Source organism: Spirosoma montaniterrae, assembly GCF_001988955.1.
Lineage (GTDB): Bacteria > Bacteroidota > Bacteroidia > Cytophagales > Spirosomataceae > Spirosoma > Spirosoma montaniterrae.
In genome coordinates this window covers 4,923,152-4,944,992 of record NZ_CP014263.1, presented here as the reverse complement: position 1 = coordinate 4,944,992, position 21,841 = coordinate 4,923,152, and the positions used below count along the sequence as shown (strand labels likewise).

General features: G+C 51.0%; 18 protein-coding genes. 6 read left to right on the top strand and 12 right to left on the bottom strand.

Annotated elements, in window-relative coordinates; genetic code table 11:
• Window positions 1–62 precede the first annotated feature (62 nt).
• The 4 genes from AWR27_RS21280 (at window position 63) to AWR27_RS21270 (ending at window position 2,410) form a co-directional block, all read left to right on the top strand.
• Complete coding sequence (locus tag AWR27_RS21280) at window positions 63–290, top strand: hypothetical protein (RefSeq protein WP_157579283.1); 228 nt, start codon at window positions 63–65, stop codon at window positions 288–290.
• Window positions 291–304: 14 nt separating this feature from the next.
• Window positions 305–679 carry a PIN domain-containing protein gene (locus AWR27_RS25855; RefSeq protein ID WP_232326082.1) on the top strand — a complete coding sequence of 125 codons (375 nt, stop codon included), beginning with the start codon at window positions 305–307 and terminating at the stop codon, window positions 677–679.
• Complete coding sequence (locus tag AWR27_RS21275; protein ID WP_077133043.1) at window positions 567–1,532, top strand: hypothetical protein; 966 nt, start codon at window positions 567–569, stop codon at window positions 1,530–1,532. Before AWR27_RS25855 ends, AWR27_RS21275 begins: the two co-directional genes overlap by 113 nt.
• Window positions 1,533–1,678: 146 nt before the next feature.
• Window positions 1,679–2,410: a hypothetical protein gene (locus AWR27_RS21270; protein WP_418346646.1), complete on the top strand. Its 732-nt coding sequence runs from the start codon at window positions 1,679–1,681 to the stop codon at window positions 2,408–2,410.
• A 27-nt stretch (window positions 2,411–2,437) separates the two neighbouring features.
• On the opposite strand, the gene AWR27_RS21265 is transcribed toward AWR27_RS21270, so the two are convergent.
• On the bottom strand, window positions 2,438–3,757 hold the full coding sequence (locus AWR27_RS21265; RefSeq protein ID WP_077133042.1) for a flavin-containing monooxygenase: 1,320 nt from the start codon (window positions 3,755–3,757) through the stop codon (window positions 2,438–2,440).
• A gap of 242 nt (window positions 3,758–3,999) precedes the next feature.
• On the opposite strand from AWR27_RS21265, the gene AWR27_RS21260 reads away from it, so the two are divergent.
• On the top strand, window positions 4,000–6,486 hold the full coding sequence (locus tag AWR27_RS21260) for a TonB-dependent receptor (protein WP_077133041.1): 2,487 nt from the start codon (window positions 4,000–4,002) through the stop codon (window positions 6,484–6,486).
• A gap of 140 nt (window positions 6,487–6,626) precedes the next feature.
• Complete coding sequence (locus AWR27_RS21255; RefSeq protein ID WP_077133040.1) at window positions 6,627–7,775, top strand: fatty acid desaturase family protein; 1,149 nt, start codon at window positions 6,627–6,629, stop codon at window positions 7,773–7,775.
• Here AWR27_RS21255 and AWR27_RS21250 read toward each other — a convergent pair.
• The 11 genes from AWR27_RS21250 to hsdR form a co-directional block, all read right to left on the bottom strand.
• Entirely contained in the window at window positions 7,718–8,554 is an 837-nt protein-coding gene (locus tag AWR27_RS21250) for a metallophosphoesterase family protein (protein WP_077133039.1), read from the bottom strand. The two genes, AWR27_RS21255 and AWR27_RS21250, sit on opposite strands and share 58 nt — an antisense overlap.
• 3 nt (window positions 8,555–8,557) lie before the next feature.
• Window positions 8,558–9,178, bottom strand: coding sequence for a hypothetical protein (locus AWR27_RS21245; RefSeq protein ID WP_232325894.1), 621 nt, complete (start codon window positions 9,176–9,178; stop codon window positions 8,558–8,560).
• A gap of 16 nt (window positions 9,179–9,194) precedes the next feature.
• The gene (locus tag AWR27_RS21240) at window positions 9,195–10,457 is read right to left on the bottom strand and encodes a glycerophosphodiester phosphodiesterase (RefSeq protein ID WP_077133037.1); all 1,263 of its coding nucleotides are present in this window, start codon (window positions 10,455–10,457) and stop codon (window positions 9,195–9,197) included.
• Window positions 10,454–11,209: a hypothetical protein gene (locus tag AWR27_RS21235; protein ID WP_232325893.1), complete on the bottom strand. Its 756-nt coding sequence runs from the start codon at window positions 11,207–11,209 to the stop codon at window positions 10,454–10,456. Before AWR27_RS21235 ends, AWR27_RS21240 begins: the two co-directional genes overlap by 4 nt.
• Before the next feature lie 314 nt (window positions 11,210–11,523).
• The gene (locus AWR27_RS21230) at window positions 11,524–12,408 is read right to left on the bottom strand and encodes a hypothetical protein (RefSeq protein WP_077133036.1); all 885 of its coding nucleotides are present in this window, start codon (window positions 12,406–12,408) and stop codon (window positions 11,524–11,526) included.
• A 38-nt stretch (window positions 12,409–12,446) separates the two neighbouring features.
• Window positions 12,447–13,265: a HipA family kinase gene (locus AWR27_RS21225; protein WP_157579282.1), complete on the bottom strand. Its 819-nt coding sequence runs from the start codon at window positions 13,263–13,265 to the stop codon at window positions 12,447–12,449.
• A gap of 82 nt (window positions 13,266–13,347) precedes the next feature.
• A complete protein-coding gene (locus tag AWR27_RS21220) occupies window positions 13,348–14,493 on the bottom strand; it encodes a Fic family protein (protein WP_077133035.1) in 1,146 nt (381 codons plus the stop codon).
• A 91-nt stretch (window positions 14,494–14,584) separates the two neighbouring features.
• Window positions 14,585–15,988 (bottom strand): restriction endonuclease subunit S, encoded by a 1,404-nt coding sequence (locus AWR27_RS21215; protein ID WP_077133034.1) that lies wholly within the window; start codon window positions 15,986–15,988, stop codon window positions 14,585–14,587.
• A 28-nt stretch (window positions 15,989–16,016) separates the two neighbouring features.
• Window positions 16,017–17,519 (bottom strand): class I SAM-dependent DNA methyltransferase, encoded by a 1,503-nt coding sequence (locus AWR27_RS21210; RefSeq protein ID WP_077133033.1) that lies wholly within the window; start codon window positions 17,517–17,519, stop codon window positions 16,017–16,019.
• A gap of 39 nt (window positions 17,520–17,558) precedes the next feature.
• Window positions 17,559–18,452 (bottom strand): hypothetical protein, encoded by an 894-nt coding sequence (locus AWR27_RS21205; RefSeq protein ID WP_232325892.1) that lies wholly within the window; start codon window positions 18,450–18,452, stop codon window positions 17,559–17,561.
• Window positions 18,453–18,772: 320 nt separating this feature from the next.
• Complete coding sequence (gene hsdR / locus AWR27_RS21195) at window positions 18,773–21,217, bottom strand: EcoAI/FtnUII family type I restriction enzme subunit R (RefSeq protein ID WP_077134128.1); 2,445 nt, start codon at window positions 21,215–21,217, stop codon at window positions 18,773–18,775.
• Window positions 21,218–21,841 lie beyond the last annotated feature (624 nt).

Genomic DNA, 21,841 nt, shown 5'->3' with positions numbered 1-21,841 from the left:
TTGATAAGCTATTCAGCAAGATACGTTGTAAACTAGTAGATTTGATAAAATTTAGGAAAGTTATGTCAACCGTCACAATTCATGTCCCGGAAGAGAAAGAGGAAATTCTGATGAATTTTCTGAGGTCTATACCGTATATCGTTGTGGAAAAGAGCAACCCATCGACGAGAACTGATTCGGTCTGGACGCGACTGGAGGGGAAATATGCAGGTGCGGGAATAACGTCAGAAACGTTGGCCCGTGAAAACGACAGGGAAAAACAGCGCGAACATCAGCAAGGCTTACAGTGACAGACGTTTATTTATTGGATGCCAACGCCATTTTAGCTTTTCTGGGAAGCGAGCCGGGCGTGGCTAATATTCGGGCATTATTTCGTAGCGCAGAGAATGGTAATTGTTCATTATACATTCATGCTGTCAATGCCTATGAAGTTTATTATCAATTTTATAGAGACATTCGTTTTTATTGGCTCAGGCACAGTTACTTGGCGCAACAGTCGTTACCTCCGATCATCATGAACTTGACGTTGTTGAACAAGCCGGTTCAATTACATTTTACTGGTATCGATGAAACAGACCATCACAAAAAACTTTTTGCTTCTTGTTCTCGCGCTGGCAATCGTGTTTGCCTTTGCTATGAGAGCAACGATTTTTCAGCAACCGGCTGCTCAGACCGCTAAGCCTGCCGAAAAGCCCTCGCCCGACTTTGCTGCCTACTGGTTTGCGGGTAAAGCCGAACTGAATCACTACAAACTGCAACAGGCGCAATACGGGGTGCTGAACCCCGGCGAAGCCGTACTGATTTTCGTGACCGAAGATTTCAGAACCGATACGCAGGTAAAGTCCGAGTCCGAACCGGGGTCGCGCACGACCAGCCGCGCTAACGCTGTACCTGTGCTGAAAACCAACATCAGCCGTACGTTTGTGACGGGTATTTACGATTATTCACTGTTTACGTCGGTGTTCACGCCTATCAACAATCCGTCTTTTCCGAACACGCTGAAAGTCAGTACGTCGGCGCAGGAGTGGTGTGGGCATAGCTATTTGCAGGTTAATTATCAGAACAGTGGCTACCGCGTGGTCGGCAAATCGTATTTCGAGAAAGAGGTTAACGAAGATTACGTGGTTGAAAAAGCCATCCTGGAAGATGAACTCTGGAACCGCATCCGGATTAATCCCGACAAACTCCCGACGGGCGACATACGCCTGATTCCCGGCACTGCTTCGGCCCGGCTGCGGCACAAAACCCTCGAACCACTGGCCGCAACGGCCAAACTCGACGACTATGAAGGTGTGTTATTTCCGGGCAAATTCCTGAAGTCGTACACCGTACAATACCCCACCGACGACCGAACGTTAATGATTGTGTTTGAGCGGGCATTTCCGCACCGTATTGTGGGCTGGGAAGAAACTTATCCGTCGAAGGATGCTTTATTGACCTCCCGCGCCGTTCTTACTAAAACCATTCAGAACGATTACTGGAATCATAACCAACCCGCCGACAGCACGTTGCGGGCCGAACTGATGAAATAATGAAAGCTAATTTTTGGAAGCCCCAGTCTATACCCCACCCCAACCCCTCCCCGTTAGGGAGGGGCTTAAATAACTGGCTTGCAAAGCCCCTCCCTAACGGGGAGGGGTTGGGGTGGGGTGCAATTCTGTGTTTCCTCTGCGTATCTCTGTGTTTAACCCTTTTTTCCTGTTCGACAGAGCAAAAACCCTCTACTTCCGATCCTACTTACACGCTGATTTTTATCGACAAAACGCGCAGCGTAAATGTAAACCGGGCGTTTGTGATGAGGAAGTATCAGCAGGCTATCAACGATATTATCGAGCAGAATATCCGGCAGAAAGGCGACCGGCTCGACGTGTACTTTATCCACGAAAACACCAGCAAAGCCCGCGCCCTGAACATGACGGTACGCGCCGAAATGGAAGACGTTTCAGCAGCCAGCCCCACCGACCGCGAAGCCGCTGAAACGGAGTTCGACCTGCTGCTCACACGCGAAAAAGCGCAGATTCGGCAACGGGTGCTGCAACAGTTGGTGGCGCAGAATGACGGAGCTTCCAACCAGCGCACCGACATCTGGGCCAGCCTGCCGGTCATTGAAAAAGCCAGCGAAACGGGCCTGTCTGTGAAAGTCTACTACCTCAGCGACATGATCGAGAGCGTACCCGGTGCGAATCGACGCGATTTTCAGAAGACCCCCCCACGCGATAACACCCAGGCCGACGAATGGGCCAAAGCAGATGCCCAGAACCTGAAACGCTACACCATTGGCAGCCCTGAGATTACGATGCTGCTGCCTTTTGCACCAAACGCATCGGTGCGCGAGAATAATCCCGCCGTAACCCAGTACTGGCAAACGCTGTTCGCAGAATTAGGCGTAGGAAATGTGATGGAAGAGTGAGGGCGCAACGCTGCGAATGGTCTTCAGTTATGGCGTGAGGTAATCGCCTTTTTTATAAGGCTTCCAGCCCATTTGCTTTTGTAGTTTTTTTAGGAACGCCCTGTACGTATCGCTATCTACGTAGCCCGTGTGCCGCGCAGAGGCCACGAACTTTAAACCACCCGAAAGATCGAGTACTTCGGTTTCTGCCTTTTGCCTGAACTTTCGCGCAGTTTCCGGGTCGGCATTCAGAAAATCCCCAATTAGTTTTGCCATCTCCGTAAACATCTCATAAGCCGCCGAGTTGGTCTCCATAAACCCGATGGCAAACAAATTGTCGTGCTTCGGACTGAAGAGATTCATGTATAATTTTGGGCGATTGTCTTTCCAGTCGAAGTGTTTTTTGGCGTATGGAATCGCGTAATCATACCCCGTAGCGAAAATTACTTCGTCTACTTCTATCACGCTACCATCGTTGAAATGCACCTGATTACCGTTGAAGTAGTTGATATCTGGTTTGACGCTTAGATTACCGTGTGAGGTGTGGTGCAGGATTTGCGAATTCATAATTGGGTGCGACTCCAGCAATTCGTGATCGGGCTTGGGGAGGCCAAATTTAGTTTGGTCGCCAACGGCAACGCGCAGCATCTTTTTTAGAATCCACTGATTCAGTTTGGTGGGCAACTTGGGGCCACCGTGGGCAAACACGTCGGCAGGTACGCCAAATATGTGCTTCGGAATGAAATAATACCCACGCCTGAGACTCAGGTAAGCTTCGTTTGCATACGAGGCAGTCTCGCAGGCAATATCTATCCCCGAGTTGCCTCCGCCCACTACCAAAACGCGTTTGTCGAGCAGTTCGGTAGATTTTTTAAAAGTAGAAGCATGCCGAATCGTTCCTGAAAAATGCCCCTGATAGGCGGGGATATTCGCTTGCCAAAGTGGGCCATTGGCACAAATTGCCGCTTTATGTATTTGTCGGCCTCCGTACTCTGTTTGAACCTCCCAGCCTTGCTCCGTCTTTTCTATCTGCGTTACTTTTGTATTGAATTTGATATGCCGCTCCAGGTCATAATGTTGTGCGAAGGCCCGGATGTACGCCAGAATCTGGACTCTGGTCGGATAGTCGGGGTAGTGCGCGGGCATCGGGAAATCAGGAAACCCTGAAAGCGTTTTTGACGAGATAAAATGGGCGGCTTCGTACATAGGCGAGCCTTCGTTGTTCATGTCCCAGATTCCGCCCGTATTGTGGTGTTTTTCGTAGATGGTGAAAGGGGTCCCCATCTTTTTCAGGACCCGCGCCATCGAAAGCCCCGCCGGTCCCGCTCCAATGATAGCGATGTGGTTGATGTGGTTATTTATCGTCATAATTAGTGCATTTGGCGGCAAGTTAGTATCGTGCTGAATCGAGTATAAGGATCTGTTAAGCGAATGTGTCCGTAATTATAAATCTTTACAAGGAGTGTCTCTGACGTTTAGATTGGCTATCCAATGAGTTCATATACCTGTTCAAAGGCCATTAAATTATTTTGATTAATTCTAAACAAAGTATTGCTATCAATCCAATGCCTATTACTTTTGCATTGTTTTGAATCAGTCTAAACAAGATAATGCGCCTTACCATTTGTTCACTCGCTTTAGTAGTCACGTTTTACACTTCATCAATTGCCACACCAGTCGACGATAATCCGAAGCCGGGTATTGGCCTGCCCGCCGGAACGCTCACCGGCGTAGTGCGTGACCGCAGCGGTATGCCCGCCGAAGGGCTGACCGTTCGGCTTAAAGGCACGGTGCGGGGACTAACCACCAATCAGGCGGGGCAGTTTCGGTTTCAGGACCTGCCCGAAGGCAACTACACCGTTATTGTTTCGGGGGTGGGTGTTTTGCCACACGAGCAAACACTGACCATTCGTCGGCGCGAAACCACGGCACTCGATGTGGTTATTAACGAGAGTGTAGCGCAACTGACTGAAATTAAGATTATTGCCGCCAAAGGGCTACGCGAACGTGAAACCCTGCCCAGTGTAACGCCAACGGCTATCTTTGCCGGAAAAAAGACAGAAGTCATTAATCTGAGCGCACTCGACGCCAACCTCGTTACCAATAATACCCGGCAAATTTTTAGCAAAACACCGGGTGTGATGGTCTGGGAAAACGATGGCTCAGGTGTGCAGGTAGGCGTTTCGGTGCGCGGGTTGAGTCCGAATCGGTCGTGGGAATTCAATGTCCGGCAGAACGGCGTTGACATTAGTTCCGACCCTTTTGGGTATCCTGAAGCTTACTACAATCCGCCGATGGAAGCCGTTGACCGCATCGAACTCGTTCGCGGGGGCGCATCGCTGCAATACGGACCGCAGTTTGGTGGATTACTCAATTACGTGCTAAAACCAGCCGCGCAGAATAAGCCATTTAGCCTCGAAACGCAACAGACAGTGGGCAGCTACGGCCTGTTTTCCACGTACAACCGCATCAGCGGCACTGTGGGGCGGCTGCAATACAACGCCTATGCCCATTATCGCCGGGCCGACGGCTGGCGTGAAAACAGTGGCTACGGTATCTTCAACGGTTATGCGTCGCTGTCATATGCCGTAACGAACCGCCTGCGCCTGACTGCCGAACTGACGCGCATGTACAATGAAAGTCAACAACCCGGTGGCCTAACCGACGCGCAGTTTGCGCAGGACGCCCGGCAAAGCAGCCGCGCCCGTAACTGGTTTAGCACCCCCTGGACAGTGCCGGTACTGACCGCCGAATACGCCATCAGCGACCAAACCCGCCTGACCGCCAACGTACACGGTCTGATTGCTGACCGCAATAGCATCGGCTTTACGTCGGCCATCACCACGCCCGACATACCCAATGCCGCCGGTCAGTTTGCTAATCGCCAGATTGATCGGGACTTGTACCGCAATTGGGGCAGCGAACTCCGGCTTGTGACAGGATACACGCTCTTCGGTCGGAAACACAACCTCTCGACAGGTGTAAAATACTTCGATGGACATACGCAACGGCAACAGCAGGGCCGGGGCGATACGGGCCGTGACTTTAACCTGAATCTGCAAACTGACCGTTTCCCACGCGACTTGAGCCTATCGGTCACGAATGTCGCGTTTTTTGCCGAGAATCTGTTTCGCATCACGAATCGCTGGACCGTCACGCCCGGTCTGCGCGTTGAATCGCTTACCAACGATATCAATGGCCGGTTTAGCCTCAACGCCAACGGCACCGAAAACCTTGTTTCGCAGCAAAGCAGTCGTCGGTTTGTGCTGGCGGGCATTGGTACTGAGTACAAACTGGCTGAAGGCATCACGCTCTACGGCAACGCATCGCAGGCATACCGGCCCGTGCTGTTTTCAGACCTGACACCAGCCGCCGTTACCGACTTTGTGGTCGATCCTAACCTGCGCGATGCCCGTGGCTATACGCTCGACGCGGGCCTGCGCGGAGCCGTAGGCAAATACCTTAACTTCGACATTGGTTATTTTCATCTGAACTACAACGACCGCATCGGCACATTGACACTGTTGAACGCGGCTAACCGGCCTTATCAACTCCGCACGAATGTGGGCCGAAGTGTGAGTCAGGGCGTTGAAGCATACGTTGAATTTGACCCGGTGGTAGCATTTGCAGGCCGCTCGAAGGTAGGCTACCTGAGTTTGTTCGCGTCGGTAGGATACACCGATGCCCGGTATCGCTCACTACGCACAAGTACGGTAGCCAACGGACAGGTAACAGAAATCAGCTTGGGCGACCGTCGGGTTGAGAACGCACCAGAGCTTATCAGTCGTTTTGGGGCTAACTACACCTACAAAACCCTGACCGTAACGGCCCTGCTCAACCGCGTAGGCATGGCTTATAGCGACGCCAACAACACCATAACACCCTCAGCCAATGCACAAACGGGCGTGATTCCGGCTTATCAGGTCGTGGATTTGTCGGCGTCGTTCGACTTAAAGAAGCGGTACACGTTCCGGGCGGGCGTAAACAACCTGACCGATGCCCGTTATTTCACGCGCCGGGCAGGAGGCTACCCCGGTCCGGGCATTCTGCCCGCCGATGGCCGCACGGGCTACCTGTCGGTAGGGTTACGGTTGTGATTGGTCGCGTCGAGCGTGGGAGATTATACAAACTAATAGCGGATAGGTTTTCTTTTCGTTAAGATTCATGTGCCGGGTGCCGCCATTCGGAAGAATAGAGTTATCTTTCGATTTGTATCCGAAAAAAAACTGGCTGCTCTGTGCGAACAACAACCGTTAAGTTTCTCAATAAAGATAAGTCTACGTTCTTTCCGATTCTCCGCGAACGTATCGAAGCTTATTTTGTTGAAACAGCCCACTCGAAGCAGGGTGCCGGGGGCATGGTAGTGAAAGGGCTATTTATGATGGCCTTACTGCTGGTTCCGTATGGTCTGATTATCAGCAATCAGTTTTCGCTTCCAGCCATGTTGGCTTTAGTTGTGTTAATGGGGATTGGCAAAGCGGGGGTGGGTATGGCTGTTATGCACGACGCTAACCACGGCTCTTTTTCAAGCAAAAACTGGGTTAACAACCTGTTCGGAGCAAGCCTGTTTCTGATTGGTGGTAATGTAAAGAACTGGAAAACCCAGCATAACACCCTGCACCACACCTACACCAATATTCACAACGTCGACGAAGACATTACCGGTAAACCCTGGCTGCGGCTCTGCCCCAGCGAGGTGCGTAAACCCTATCACCGTTTTCAATTTATTTACGCCTTTGGCCTGTATGGGTTGATGACGTTCTCCTTCTTAGCCAAAGATTTTCGGCTGGCACTGAGCTACAATCGCCAACATGCCAGTGGCAACCGAACCGTTACGCCGTTCTCCAGACACGACATGGGCGTTCTGCTAATCAGCAAATTGGCTTACGGGCTGTTTATCGCTGGAATACCACTGCTAACCACCGACCTTACTTTTGGGCAATGGCTTATTGGCTTTTTTGTGCTGCATTTCGTGGCCGGGCTGATTTTGAGTTTGGTGTTTCAACTGGCGCATATCGTTGAAGGAGCCAACCAACCCCTACCTAACGAATCGGGTAGTATACTCAACGCATGGGCGATTCATCAGGTGCAGACCACGGCCAATTTTCGATGCCCGCGCCTGCTGTCGTGGTATATTGGCGGACTTGACTATCAGATTGAACACCATCTGTTTCCAACAATTTCGCACCGCCATTATCCGGCTCTTTCAACAATTGTGCGGCAAACAGCTATCGAACACGGCATCAGGTACAATCAAAAGCCGTCGTTCGGAGCCGCGTTACAATCGCATGTTCAAATGCTGATTGACCTGGGTTCAGACGTTAGCTGTCACACAACAAACTCGTATCCTACCTCGAAGCTCGAAAAATCACTCCGCAGGCAGTAAGACGTGATAGCCAGCCCGTTGCCGTTGTGCCGAACAACGAGGTAGTGAAAAAGTGGCTTGTAGTTTCCGGCCAGATCGGGCAGGCGGCTGGGCGAGGTGTTGAGCGGTTGCCGCAATCCACCCCCTCCACCAATCACTAAAAACGTTTTTCCGTCGAACTCATATCGTTCAAAGGCGTGTGAATGCCCCGTAATAAACAACCGGGCTTTCTGCGAACGTATGTAGGGCGGCACAAACCGCTGCTGCACTAACTTGCTCGACCCCACTAATTTACTGTTGGAATATGGCGCGTGATGGCAGGTTACAACCACCACCGCCACATTTGGGTCGGCATCGAGGTCGCGCAGCGTTTGTTCATACCACGTTTGCTGCTTGACCAGATTACTGACCGACAGTGTCGAGAAGTTGGAGTTGAGCATCACTACGGCGGTGTTGTCGGTGCGTTGCAGGTAGCCGGTTGGGCTGTGGTCGGGGAAACGTTGCTGAAAATTGCGGGCACCTTTGCGCGGGCGACCCATTACGTCGTGGTTGCCCATGATGGCGTATACCGCCGTACCGACCGCCGTGCATTGTGCCAGAAACTCATCGATGATTCGCCACTTGTTGTTCCGAAACCCCAGCGACACAATATCGCCAAGCCAGTATAGCACCGGTGGTTTCCGGCGAATAATCTCCGAAAATATCACCTGCGTAGCCCGCGTGTTCTGATGCGTTCGCAAAACTAACCGCTCCACAAACATCGGAGCCTGCGTATCGCTCAGGAAAAGTAGTTCGGTCATTTTTTACCACGAAAATGCCCGCCACACCAACAACGCCTGTATCGATAAAACGGCGTCGCTGGGGGCGGTTATGTTGTACCATTTTACTTCAGCCGCCAGCCGCACGCGCTGACTAATGGGCTGGGAATAAGCACCCGCCAGCATCCAGCCTATGCTAACCTTACTGGTATTGACCTCGCCCAGATACGACAGATCCGAACGCACGATGTATGCCCCCGGCCCCGCCGTGACCGACAATCTCTGGGCCAGGCTTCGTTCTTTGCCATCGGGCGAGACTTCGCTCAGCCACGCCAGCGGCATCGAAAATAACAGCAGAATTGGAATTGCCGATACGCCTACCCGCGCCCGCTCACCCGATGCCGTAACCTGATAACTGTACAGCGGTACGCGCCCGCTCTCTAAACCAATCCGCAGCCGGTGGTCGGGATACCACATCAGCCGAACCGTGGCAGGAGCGGTAATCCGGTTGATCGCTACGTTCTGAACACCGGGCGGTATGCCAATTAGCCGACTATAGTACGACAAACCTCCACCCACTATAACAACTAAATTGTACGGGCCGCGCCTGGGTGCGGTGGTGTCTGCCGCTATCTGTGCAGTGGCAACCTGGGCAGCAAGCAACAATATGGACAGAGACAACTTATGGCTCCACATAATGGTAATAGGCGACTAAAGGCGAATAATTTGACAGAATACCATCGAACCGGCTTTCACGAATGAATTGTTCGATGAATTTCGGCTCATCGAGCGTCCAGACAAATACAGTCCGGCCTTCAGCCTGCATGGCCTTGACCTGCTCAAGTTGCGGACCGAGGGTCCAGCGAGGTGCCCATATCCTGGCTCCGATGTTGCGCGTTATGGCCGTATCTAACTCAGACAGGGCGGGCGTATTGGCGCGGTCGTTTAAAGCCCGGTAGGCATCTACAGCTTGCTGCGTTGGTAAACCAATGACGATTTGCAGATTGCGCCGGGCCAGAATGGCGCGTTGCCTGAACCGCTGCTGAATGGCCTGAATCTTGTCCATTGGTCCCGAAAATTTGGTATCTAACCAGACAAAACGCAGATTGGTATGGCTGATAACGGTTTCTAAAGCTTCTTCCAGGGTTGGAATTTTCTCGCCGTTGATGAGCCGGACGAAGGTGTTTAGCTGTTGGTAGGTATAGTCTTCGATGGGTCCGGTTAGCCCGTTTTTCTGAATCAGCCGCAGATTCAGCTTATTGTCGTGGTAAAGAATCGGAACACCATCTTTGGTGAACTTAATGTCGATCTCGATACCTGTTGCGCCCAACCGTGACGCCAGTTCGATCATTTCCAGCGAGTTTTCAGACACCGACAGCAGATCAGACGTGCGTCCGCCAGCCCGATGCGCCAGAATCTCGAACGGGCGCGGATTCAGCGGTCGGCGGTACGTAAGTGTGAGCGGCTGATTCGGGCTGCGGTCACGGTTGCCGTATTGGCCCGTCAGCACGAGTGTATCGCGGCTGCTAAGTACACCCGTAATGGGTTGCAGCCGCCCGTTTCGCTTTAGCCGAAGAGCCAGTTGTACCAGACCCGTTTCCGTATTTACAAGCTTGCGCCAATAGCCCATCAAGGTCAGGCTATCAGCATTGGCCGTGCGCTCCAGATTGAAAAAGCCAGCCTGATTGCCAGTGAAAATAGACAGATAATGTGTTGTATCAGAACCGTCCAGCGTAAACGTCCATTTCACGGCTACCTGTTCGCCGAACGTAGCTGCCCCCTCCGACACGGTATAAACACCGTCCATTTGCTGACGAATGGGCGTGGTAAACCGACCCGCGCCCGGAATGTCCGCAAATGAGTGCGGGATCGGGGCTTCGTAGACTTCACGACACCCGACAGCCAGCCCGGCCAGGCCGAGGAGCAGATAAGCCAGTTTATTCACAGAATGAAGTCGAAGAAAAGTTGTGGATAAAAGAAATCGCGCTCGAACGTAGCATAGAGCGACCAGAACTGCCAGTTGAAATTGGAGTACAAGGCCCGAACGCCCAGCGATACATGCCGCTGTTTGTAGAACGGCTGCTCCAGGGCAAACACGAACGCTACGCCGTTGAGCTGCCGCCGTTTGTATTCGATTTCGAGCGACCCCGCCCGCGACCGGTAATACAAATCCATGACGCCCTCGGTCCGAAACGTCAGTTGCAGGTCACGTGTGGGCCGGTAGCCTAACGATACGTTCGGAATGGTTTGCAGCCCCAACGCCTGACTATTGAATACGTCTTTGATGGTTAGTGCCCCAAACCAGCAGACACCATCGATGCCCAGCCCGACAAACAGTTTATCGGTCAGGCGGGTAGCGTAGCGGGGTCCCAGAGCCAGATTACTCTGCACAACCTGCGTTTGAATCCGCCCCGACAAATACCATTGTTTCGACAACCTTTTCTGTAGGTTGACATCGATAGCTGGCACAATTACGCGGATTTCCTCCGTTATTTCGGGGGGCGTGGAGGTAAACACCAGCCCCAGCGATTTGCGCCACTCGCCCGGAAGCGGAGCCTGCGGAAAGTAGATACCCGGCTGACGTTCAGTGGGTTTCTGGTAAGGCTGATATGCCTGTTGCGCCATAACCGACGCACAAACACAGCACAGCCAGGCCGACCACATAACTTTTCGCGTTCGTAAAAACTGCCAGTTCATGTCGTATTGTTAATGCATGGGATGTACCCGTTACAACTGGCAAAAAAGGGGTTATGTTACGGGAAGGTTAATTGGGCTAAGCGACATGCTGATGTAGGTACACGACTTCTGTAGGCTCTATGGCCCCAATCTCCTCCCCGCCCGCAAATGCCCATTGTAGCAGGGCATGTCCGCTTATAGATAAGTGGTTGAACATTAGCGTACGCAACATTGGAAACTGTTTTAGTAGGATGGACAAAAGCCATCATAGTAGCCAATTCTATTGAGATTCTCTCAACCGGCTTTTAGAGAAGCAACAGGGGGTTAGTCACGTACTATCCAATCTCAGAATCTACAGCCAATTCAGGGATTAGTGGCTGTACGTTATGTTCCACAATGTACTCGTCTATACGGGCGGTTTCAGTGTCGGGAACGAACTCGAATGTTGGCTGCTGACGAATGTTTTGCCAGATGCTACGCTGAAATGGTAAGGCTAACCCAGGCTCTTTACCAATAATGAAGTATTTCCCATTTGTTTCGCCATTAGCTTCAAAAGCCCTTGCCAGAGCCAACATCCGATTTACATCCGCTTCAAGCGAGTAAGGTTGCTTTTTATCGAACTCGATAACCTGCGCCACCATGCTCACTTCGTTACGTCCGGCAATGTTGACTTTAGTAGGCGTTACCAGATTAGGCAAAATTTGGTTGGTAATGGTTGAATCAAGGTTAACGCGGCCCTTGACCTTAGGATATAGCTCCCGCCGAACCCGTTCAATACTTTGGCTACGGGTTGCCTGTCGGCGGGCCGTCTCCCAATCCTGGTGAATATACTTTTTAAATAGCTGCGTGAAGGCTTCGTCGGTAACGGGCAGATCAATAGCCTTAGGTTCAGAGAATGTGAGCAGGTTGTTGCTATATGTAGCCAGATACGAAACGTAACCCCGATCTAAAAACCGCCGTTCAAATGGCTCAATAGCTACCTTGTAATTGAAATGCTCGTTTACCGGCTCTGGATTGGCAATGTACTCGTCTAAGTTTTTAACCAAAACCCGCAGCAGGCTGAACGCTTCAGACGGCATGAGCATACGAAGCGCATCAAGCTTTTCGGGGGCGTGGTGAAAAATGATACGTTGCTCGTCGCGCAACAGCAACGCAATACTGACCCGCTCGTCCACAGAAGGGCGGATATTGGCATATACGATGCTGTAAAACGTTTTCATTGGACTTGGGAAACGAAAAACTCTACTGGTCTAATATATTAACACACGTACTCTTGTAAATAGTGCCTGAAGTCTGACTCCACCGACTTTAACCAATCATCAGCGAAAAGGTTGTCAATAAGCCAGGACTCACATTCTGTCGTGTTAATACCCCAGGAAAGAGGCACAAATTTCAGAAATTTCGGTAAGCGTTTCTTACATGCAGCTACATTTTGTCGGAAAAGCTCTAACACAATCTCACTATCGCGCTTTTTGACGGTACTATTTGCATAAAGTAATCGGCAGATGTCTGTTGACAGCACGCTATCTTCGGCAGTCAGTCCAGACAATGAATACTGACCAACGTTCCCCGAATTGAAACAAGATGCATGATCGATAGCATGAAGGTAGAATTTGCCAGATTTTATAGGTATCAACAGCAGGTTGTAATTATTGCCATTGCGATCTTCATTGGTCATCCACAGGTCAAAAAGGGCTATTTTTAGTAAATCTACCCGGTTTTGTATCTTTCGCAAGTCGTTGCTATTGTTGCCCAATGCCGTCAGGGAGTTGTCTATCTCACGGCCATGCTGATAATACAGAGACCCGATAACAGGCCGTTCAAAATACGCTAAACGACCACCTGCCTGCATCGCTTCAGCCGTAATATGCTCAGACCTGACACTAATAAAACAGGCTTCAGGTACTGGGATATTCCACTCTTTCAAAAAACACCATGCCAGTAACTCGTTAAACAGACGGCTCGGGTAACGGTATTTACAAACGTAGTCGTTCAGGTCACTGCAACTGACCAGCACGGGCCGGTCGTTTGTGCCGAATACTTTGTGGATGGCTTCGATGGAGTGGTGTGTTTGCACGATACGTTAAGCAAAAATTAGACCATCTTATGATTCAGCGTTTCTGGTTTCTCATCTCCAACGTTATAGGTGAAGTACGCGGTTAAGAGAACAGTTTCAAATACTCATCGAAGACAAACAGGCGATTGCGCTGAAAGCCCGTTCGTTCGCGCAGAATGCCCAGCCGGGTGAAGTCATTGACTAATGTACCCGCCGTAGGGCGCGATACGTTCAGAATCCGGGCTAAACCAGGAATGTCGGTAACCACCGGATACGCATACAGGTGGTGCATGAACAGGCGGGCCGTGGGTATGCGCTTCCCCAAGGCAAAAATGCGCTGATGCTCAATTTCTTCGCGCAAAGCCATAATATGCTGAAAGGTATCGATACCCTTTTCAGCGGTTTCTTTTACGGCTACCAAAAAAAATTTAAGCCATTGCTCAAGCCGATTGTGCGTCCGAACGCCCATCAGATTGTCGTAATACAGGGTTTTGTTCCGCGCAAAAAAATCAGATAGATATAGGGTAGGTTTGTGCAGCATACCGCTCCTGACTAAGTAGAGCGTAATCATGAGCCGCCCCAACCGCCCGTTACCGTCCAGAAACGGGTGAATGGTTTCAAACTGATAATGAGCGATGGCAATCCGAATCAGATTCGGAACGCTGATTTGGTCGTTATTCAGAAAAAACTCCAAATCGCCCATGAGCGCGTCGACGCTGCTGTGGTGGGGCGGTATAAACACGGCATCACGGATGGAGGCCCCGCCAATCCAGTTCTGACTGCGCCGGTACTCGCCGGGTTGTTTTTCGCGGCCCCGCACGCCACTGAGCAGTTGGCTGTGCGTTTGCCGAAACAGACGGCTGCTCAGTGGCAGCGTATCTAACTGACCGATGGCGTAATCCATCGCCCGAATGTAGTTCTGCACTTCGTTCCAGTCGTCTAACTTTTCCGGGGCAAGGTCTTTTTCGGGCGTGAGGGCTTCGTCTATTTCAGTGCGGGTGCCTTCAATACGGCTCGACGTGGTGGCTTCTTTAACAACGTGCATCCGAATGAACGTGCTTACGTCGGGTACGATGACTGAGAAAGCGTCGAGCTTACCGATGTTCAGTGTGGCTTCTTCGAGTAGTTTGCTGATCTGCGGGTCGCCGATTGCCCATTCGTGATTGATGAGTGATGGCTCAAAACTTTTATAATCAATGCGCTTTATGAGGTGTCCGGCATCAAATTGGCCTACGTCGATTCGCTTCATATACTACGTGTTTGCTTTACGCACAGAATTCTGTGCGTAAAGTTATCGCCTTTTCTTTACGTATGGATTTCTATGCGTAAAGAAAGCGGACCTACGTTTCAACCTCCTCCCCACCCGCAAACGCCCGGTGCAGCAGGGCACGTAGCAACTCGCCCGCGCCCGCCCGCTGCGCCTGCAACTCGGCCCGCAACTGCGCCACCTGCCCCAACGCCCGCTCCACCGCAGCCACAATCGCCCGCTGCTCAGCAAGGGGAGGGAGAGGGATATGTAGGTTAGTTAATATTTCACTATCTATCTTGCCAGTTCCATGAGTAGCTGTATTTACTTCTCTTAGTAACATGGGTTCCAGACCTTTTAAGCAGATAAATAAATAGGGTAAGACGGCTTTTTTAAACGGTTTTATAGCCTTCATATCCTGATTCAAAGTAACGGGCACTACGTTGATAGCCAGAGGAATTTTTTTTAGTAGAATCATGCCGCGAACAACAATAAGCAATGACTCTGCTGGAATTATTTTGGCTGTCGACTCTTGAATTGCTACTTCCGAAATGTGGTCTATTGTATCTGACAGATAATCAACTTTCATGTCTTTAGGGCTGACCCAAGGGAGATTACCTTGCCAGTAAGTAGGGTTATTTTTGGAAGGAGTTCCCCCACCCATCATTTCTGCTAAATCCCCCAACCTCGCCCACACCCATCCTTCGGGCAACTCAAATGGTTTTTCGGCGTCGGTGATGGGGGGGAGTGTTTTTTGGCTGCGGAGTTTACCGCTATGTATCAGTTCGGCTTTTTCGGCGCGGATGCGGGCGAGGAGATCAGTGCCGGTTTCGGTCTGCTCAGTTGCAGTGCGGACGGGACTCGAACCCGTGACAGGCTGCGTGACAGACGTAGCGTTGTACACTGACTCCCGATACGTAGCGGTTAGCTTGCCCCGCACGGCATCCTGCAAAATGGCTTGCTGTAGTTTGGTAAGCAGGGTGTCTTGTTGGTCGAATTCAGCGTTAAGGGCAGTCAGTTTACTTTTCAAAGCCACCAGTCTTTTCAGCACAATACGTTGCTCATCAACGGGCGGCAATGTAATCTCGTAGTTGTAAAACTTGTCGGCCTGCAACCGCACACGGTTAGTGGTGCCATCGCTGGCTAATCGGCAAAGGTTATCGAAAAACGGTGTCGAGGTCAGATACAGAAAATAATCTCTGTCAATAACCCGGTCGTCAACGTCAAAATACCAGAAGTCGTTGGTCACAACAGCCCCTTCCAACTCGTCAGGAATAACCCCAAAGGCACCATTACGGGCATCAATACCCGACAAGACAAACTGCCCGGCCTTAACGCGATACATTGTCTTTGTACCAATTTCACGACCTGCTTTCACCCCCCGCAGGCAAACGCCCTGGTGTCGCATTCGGATGGTTACGAGTTGGTATGAGGCATCATCTTCTACTTGAACTGGTACGCGAATACGGGTTAGAAAATCTTTGATTTTAAAAATCATTGCGTTTGTATAAAGCTAAACCGCCAACCTATGCCTCTACAGCCTCTTTCAACCCAGCCAACAGCTTTAAACTCCGTTGCATTGACTGGCTCAGCAGCGCGATGAGTTCGGCGGTTTCGGCGGGGGTCTCTTCGGTTTTGCGATGCGGGTTCTTAATGTCGAGGTCGAAGTTACGGGCTACAAGCTGCTCTATCGGTACGCGCCATGCCTGTTCGTTTTCCTCACGCTTAGTCCACCATGCTTTCAACTTGTCGAACTCATCGAGCCGGATGGGTTTGGTTTTGCTGTAGGCTTTCTGCCCTTCGGGTAGCTGGTGTTCGTAGTACCAAATCTCGCGGGTGGCATAGGCATGGTTAGGTTCCGTTTCAAACAGCGGCCCCGCTCCCGATGGCAGATTAACCGACTGCTTTTTCTCGAAAAACAACAGGTTGGTACTGACCGTCGCATAGGGCGCAAACACCGATTGGGGCAACCGCACGATGGTGTGCAGATTGCAGTCGGTTAGGAGTTTTTCGCGGACGCGTTGCTTCACGCCCTCGCCCGTGAGCGATCCGTCGGGCAGTACGAGCGCGGCCCGGCCACCCTGTTTGAGCAGGTTGACAATCAGCACCAGAAACAGATCGGCACTTTCGCGGGTGCGGAAATTGGCCGGGAAGTTGCCCTCGTTGCCGTTCGCTACGGTGCCGCCAAAGGGCGGATTGGCCAGAATAACATCGACCCGGTCGCGGTCGCGGATGCTCGTATATTCGCGGGCCAGCGAGTCGTCGTAGCGGATGTTGGGCACCTCCACGTCGTGCAGAATCAAATTGGTCAGGGCCAGTACGTAGGGCAGCGGCTTGTATTCGGTGCCGCGCACGTTGGCCTGAATCAGTTGGCGGTCGGCCACGGTGTTGGCCTGTGGTTTCAGGTGTTCGATAACCGCCGTCAGAAAGCCCCCGGTGCCGCAGGCCGGGTCATAGACCACCTCGCCCAGCCGGGGAGCAATGATGTCGGCCATAAACTGCGTCACAGCGCGGGGCGTATAGAACTCCCCACTGTCGCCCGCCGATTGCAGTTCGCGCAGGATGTTTTCGTAAAGATCGCCAAACAAGTGCCGCTCGGTCGCTACGTTGAAATCAATCTCGTTGAGCTTGTTGCACACCTTGCGCAGGTTCGTGCCCGACTTCATGTAGTTGTTGTTGCCCTCGAACACCTCGCTTACCAACAGAGCGCGGGGATTGGCGGCCCCGCCCACGCTGGTGGTTGGTAGCTGCCGCAGGGTCGGAAACAACCCCCGGTCGATGAACTCCAGCAGCGCGTCGCCCGTGATGCCTTCGGCGTTGGCAGCCCAGTTACGCCACTGGTATTCGGCTGGAATGGGCGAAACGTAGGCATCGTCGAGCAGTTCCATTTCCTGGTCTTTGTCATCAAAGATTTTCAGAAACAGCATCCAGCCGAGTTGTTCGATACGTTGGGCATCGCCGTTGACGCCCTTGTCTTCGCGCATGGTGTCGCGAATGGATTTGATAATGCCAGATAAGTTGTGGGCCATTTATGAGTTCGTTACTGTAGAATAGTTGGTAGATATTGATTAATCTTCCTGTACTAAGTTTTGGAATAACTCTCCCTCGTTAATCGTCTCCACTTTTAATTGCCCCAACTTGCTTGCTGAGCGGTCAAAATTTAGATTAACGAATACGATAAAGTACGTCTTCTCATTGAAGTAAATCCGGTTCGGAAAAGCATTGTCTTTCTTGCTCTCCGCTCCAGCTATTCTTATCTCTATAGGGTCAATATTGAACACAATTAAGTACCCAACATTTTTATTATAATCATTAGCATACTTAACAATTTGAGCGAAACCGTCAATAATTCTGTTTTTTCGGTATCCTTTTTGGGAATCGTACACTTTAACCTCCAACACAAGCGGGTCGTTGGAATCAAGATTGCCTATAATGTCTGCTCGGCCAGACGATGATTTAGGAGTAGAGAACGGATAATCAATACCTTGATCGAAGAGAAACAAGCGCAAGTCGTCATCAAAGACTTGTTCGTATTGTTTGTCTTGCACTTGATTGTAGGCAGTTAACAAGTCGTGATGTTTAAACCACTCTGTACGAGCTTTGTACTTTTCAAGAAGATAGAGGGTGAAATTCGTTTCCTCTAAACTGTCTTGCAAGAAGTTAACAATGGGATCAATATGAGTTTCCATGAACTCACTTACTCTTTCGCTATAACTATTGCTACCGTACGGTAGCAGATTACTATAATGATACCCGAGGTCAAAAAATTTCTCTACTCTTTGATACAGTAGGGCCGCCAATTGAGCATGATTTTCCGTTCTGAAATGCTCGTTTTCATATCTGTACTCTTGCTTAGCTATAATCTCAAGCACAGACTCCTCAACTGGGTACTCACTAATCGCCTGTTGTAGAATAGAATTCAGGATTGGTATGTCTTTTAATTTACTTCTGAAGAAGTTCAAATTGTTAGGAAAGTTTTCATAGTTAGACTTGTAAAGTCTGTTTCTCCACTCTTGTAAATTCGCCCTGAGACGGTGTGTGTAGTACATATCTATTTGAAATGTTTGAAAGTCTCCTGTAGCTTCTGGAACGCTTGCGAAATATTTCTCGAAGCTTGATAAGCAGAAGCTGTTTGGTCTACCAGCTTAATGGTAGCCTTACAGTTATTGCAATATACTTGCTCTTCAAGTTTTATGCTGACATACCGAACGTCAAACCTGTATTGACATTTAGGGCATGAAATATTAATCCAATGAGTATCAATGTTCATAAGCCCGAAAAATTATGCACTCGCCGAATAAATCTCCTGCTCCAACTCCCGCACGGCCCGCAGGTAAGCTATTTTTCCACCGAAGGTTTTGTTGACAATCTCGACGGGCGAGCCGAACTGGTCGAAGGGCCGCACCTGCAACACCTTTACGTCTTCGATAAGCATAATGCCCTCGTCGGCGTATTTGTCTAAGAGGGCTTCGAGCACGGCGCGGGCGGCTGGGCCGTAGCGGGCAAAATAATCCCTTTTTTTGACTTGTTCGGCCCGTTCTTTTCGGGTCAGCGGTTTCTGATCGAACGCTACGTGGCAAATCAGGTCGAACAGGTCGGCGTCTTTGTCCACGGCTTCGATAAACGAATCGAGCAGCACATTCTGTTCGGTTAGTTCCTGCACAATGGCCTGTTTACGGTCGGTAGCGTTCCAGTACGTCATAAACGCGTCCATGCTCTGAAATTTCTGCCGGAAGCGGTCGCGGGTGTAGTCTTTCAGGCCCACCAGCACAGCCTTGCCGTCGGTATCGAATATCAGTTCGCGACTGTTCAACACCGTTACATCAATGCCGTTCACAAACACCTTGCGGTCTTCCTGAGCAAGCGGGTCAGCGTCGTCAATCAGGTAGCGGATTTTAGGCGGTTCGGGCGTTAGCGTATCGCCGGTGTCGGCATCGGTGAGCGGGGCCGTGTCGGCCTCTTCCTCATCCTCAATATTGGCCACGTCTCCGTCGTCATCAACGAGCTTCACCCGCACGGGGTCGCCGTCGAAAGCCGGGTCGGCAAACAGGTCTGTTACGTTTCGGAAGTCGAAAATGGTGAAGTACAGCTTGCCAAACTCTTCGTTGATGCGGGTGCCCCGCCCAATAATCTGCTTAAACTCGGTCATCGACTGGATGTTGGTGTCCAGTACAATCAACTGGCAGGTTTGCGCATCCACGCCCGTTGTCATCAGCTTGGAGGTGCAGGCAATGACTGGATAGCGTTCTTCGGGATTGATAAAATTGTCGAGTTCACGCTTGCCTTCTTCTTCGTCGCCCGTGATGCGCATCACGTACTTGCTGTTCTGCCGCACCAAATCGGCGTTTTGACGAGCCAGGGCTGAGCGCATCCCTTCAGCGTGTTCAATGTCTACACAGAAGACAATGGTTTTCATGAAGCGGTTATGGCCTTTCAGAAACTCCGTAATCTTCTGCGCCACCAGCATCCGCCGTTCCTCAACCACGATGTTACGGTCAAAATCGAGCCGATTATAGATGCGGTCTTCTACGGGCAGGCCGCGCTTGTCTTTTTTGCCCCGTTCGGGTCGCCAGCCTTCAAGGTCCACGTTCAGCCCCACACGCACGACGCGGTAGGGAGCCAGAAAACCATCGTCGATCCCCTGCCGGAGCGAGTAGGTGTAGATGGGGTCACCAAAGTATTCGCTGGTCGATACGTCGGCGGTTTCTTTGGGCGTAGCGGTCAGGCCGATCTGCGTGGCAGTTCGGAAATACGTCAAAATCTCGCGCCAGGCAGAATTGTCGTCGGCACTGCCCCGGTGGCACTCATCGACTACAATCAGGTCGAAAAAATCGGGTGAGAAGTCCCGAAACGCGTCTAAGCCCTCGGCGTTGGTCAGGCCCTGATACAAACCCAGGAAAATCTCGTAGGCTTTGTCGGTTGCGTCGATGCCCCGCTTGCGGCTGGCGACCAACTGTTCTTTGCCATCGACCGTGAGGACTTTCTTGCGGATGACGGTCATTTTATCCCGAAAATGCCGAAAATCACCCCGTCGCGTCTGGTCGATCAGAGCGGTTCGGTCGGCCAGGAACAGGATACGTTTTTTGAAACCGCTTTTCCAGAGCCGGTAAATAATCTGGAAAGCGGTGTAGGTTTTGCCCGTGCCGGTAGCCATCACCAGCAGCATCCGGTTTTGGCCTTTGGCAATGGCTTCGACCGTTCGGTTAATGGCAATTTGCTGATAGTAGCGGGGGCGTCGTCCGGCGGTATCCACGTAGTAATCCTGTAATGATACCAGTTCTTCAGCCGACGTTTCGATGCCTTTGTATTGTTTATAGCGTCGCCAGAGTTCGTCGGGCGAGGGAAACTCGTCTAAGCTGAGTTCCTGCTCGATAGAGTCGTCGGTGGCCGTGCGGTCGTGGAACAGAAAGCCATCGCCATTGGAAGCAAACACGCAGGGAATGTCGAGAATGCGGGCGTATTCGAGTGCCTGCTGCATCCCATCGCCGAGGGCGTGACGATTGTCTTTGGCTTCAACAATGGCGACTGGAATGTTAGGCTTGTAATAGAGAATGTAGTCGGCACGTTTAGCTTTGCCCCGAGCGGTCATTTTACCCCGTACATAAATACGTCCATCGGTGAAAGAGACTTCTTCGAGGAATTTGTCTTTCCAGCCCGACTGCTCAATGGCTGGCGTAATAAACTTGGTACAGATGTCGCGTTCGGAAAGGTTTTTCTTGATGAGCATGGTGTTGGTGTGCTGTCGGTGCAGCATCAGCCAATAAAGATATTACCATCTATCGGAAAGGGCAAAATCAACAATAAAAACAAAACCCCCGGCTGAAATTCAGCCGGGGGTTCACTTAGTAGCGGGAGCTGGACTCGAACCAGCGACCTTTGGGTTATGCTTACTACTACAACTTTCGCTGCTCCTGCCTGCGGCAGAATTTGTAGTCTGGACTGTCTCTTCACCCTCGACTCTACGTTAGGGTGCCTACCATTCAGTCTCTACACCTTCCAAACGTTTCCGTTTGGCTTGGCTCGGGATTACCACACGAACGGCTTCCCCGAATTTGGCAGGTAAACATATCGGCGTTTCCACCGATACCGCCCAAGAATTGCAGAACCTGAACCTTTCGATTCGCCACGCAACACTGTGTGTGCTACATGAACTGACCCTGCAATCGTTATTGTCATTCTCTGACAATCTTAAGCCCAACGAGCTACCAACTGCTCCATCCCGCGATGTTTGGACTGCAAAAGTACGACGACTTTCTGGAAATACAACTACCTTTGTTAAAAAAAAGTTTTCTGGCATACGAAACGTTTTTCAACAAAGGCCGGTTGACTCTTAAAAGCCGCTGACAATCAG

Excerpts from the sequence above, each read along its gene's own strand:
- AWR27_RS21280 (WP_157579283.1), top strand. The coding sequence starts at position 63 with ATGTCAACCGTCACAATTCATGTCCCGGAAGAGAAAGAGGAAATTCTG.
- AWR27_RS21275 (WP_077133043.1), top strand. The coding sequence starts at position 567 with ATGAAACAGACCATCACAAAAAACTTTTTGCTTCTTGTTCTCGCGCTG.
- AWR27_RS21265 (WP_077133042.1), bottom strand. The coding sequence starts at position 3,757 with ATGACGATAAATAACCACATCAACCACATCGCTATCATTGGAGCGGGA.
- AWR27_RS21260 (WP_077133041.1), top strand. The coding sequence starts at position 4,000 with ATGCGCCTTACCATTTGTTCACTCGCTTTAGTAGTCACGTTTTACACT.
- AWR27_RS21250 (WP_077133039.1), bottom strand. The coding sequence starts at position 8,554 with ATGACCGAACTACTTTTCCTGAGCGATACGCAGGCTCCGATGTTTGTG.
- AWR27_RS21235 (WP_232325893.1), bottom strand. The coding sequence starts at position 11,209 with ATGAACTGGCAGTTTTTACGAACGCGAAAAGTTATGTGGTCGGCCTGG.
- AWR27_RS21230 (WP_077133036.1), bottom strand. The coding sequence starts at position 12,408 with ATGAAAACGTTTTACAGCATCGTATATGCCAATATCCGCCCTTCTGTG.
- AWR27_RS21220 (WP_077133035.1), bottom strand. The coding sequence starts at position 14,493 with ATGAAGCGAATCGACGTAGGCCAATTTGATGCCGGACACCTCATAAAG.
- AWR27_RS21215 (WP_077133034.1), bottom strand. The coding sequence starts at position 15,988 with ATGATTTTTAAAATCAAAGATTTTCTAACCCGTATTCGCGTACCAGTT.
- AWR27_RS21210 (WP_077133033.1), bottom strand. The coding sequence starts at position 17,519 with ATGGCCCACAACTTATCTGGCATTATCAAATCCATTCGCGACACCATG.
- hsdR (WP_077134128.1), bottom strand. The coding sequence starts at position 21,217 with ATGCTCATCAAGAAAAACCTTTCCGAACGCGACATCTGTACCAAGTTT.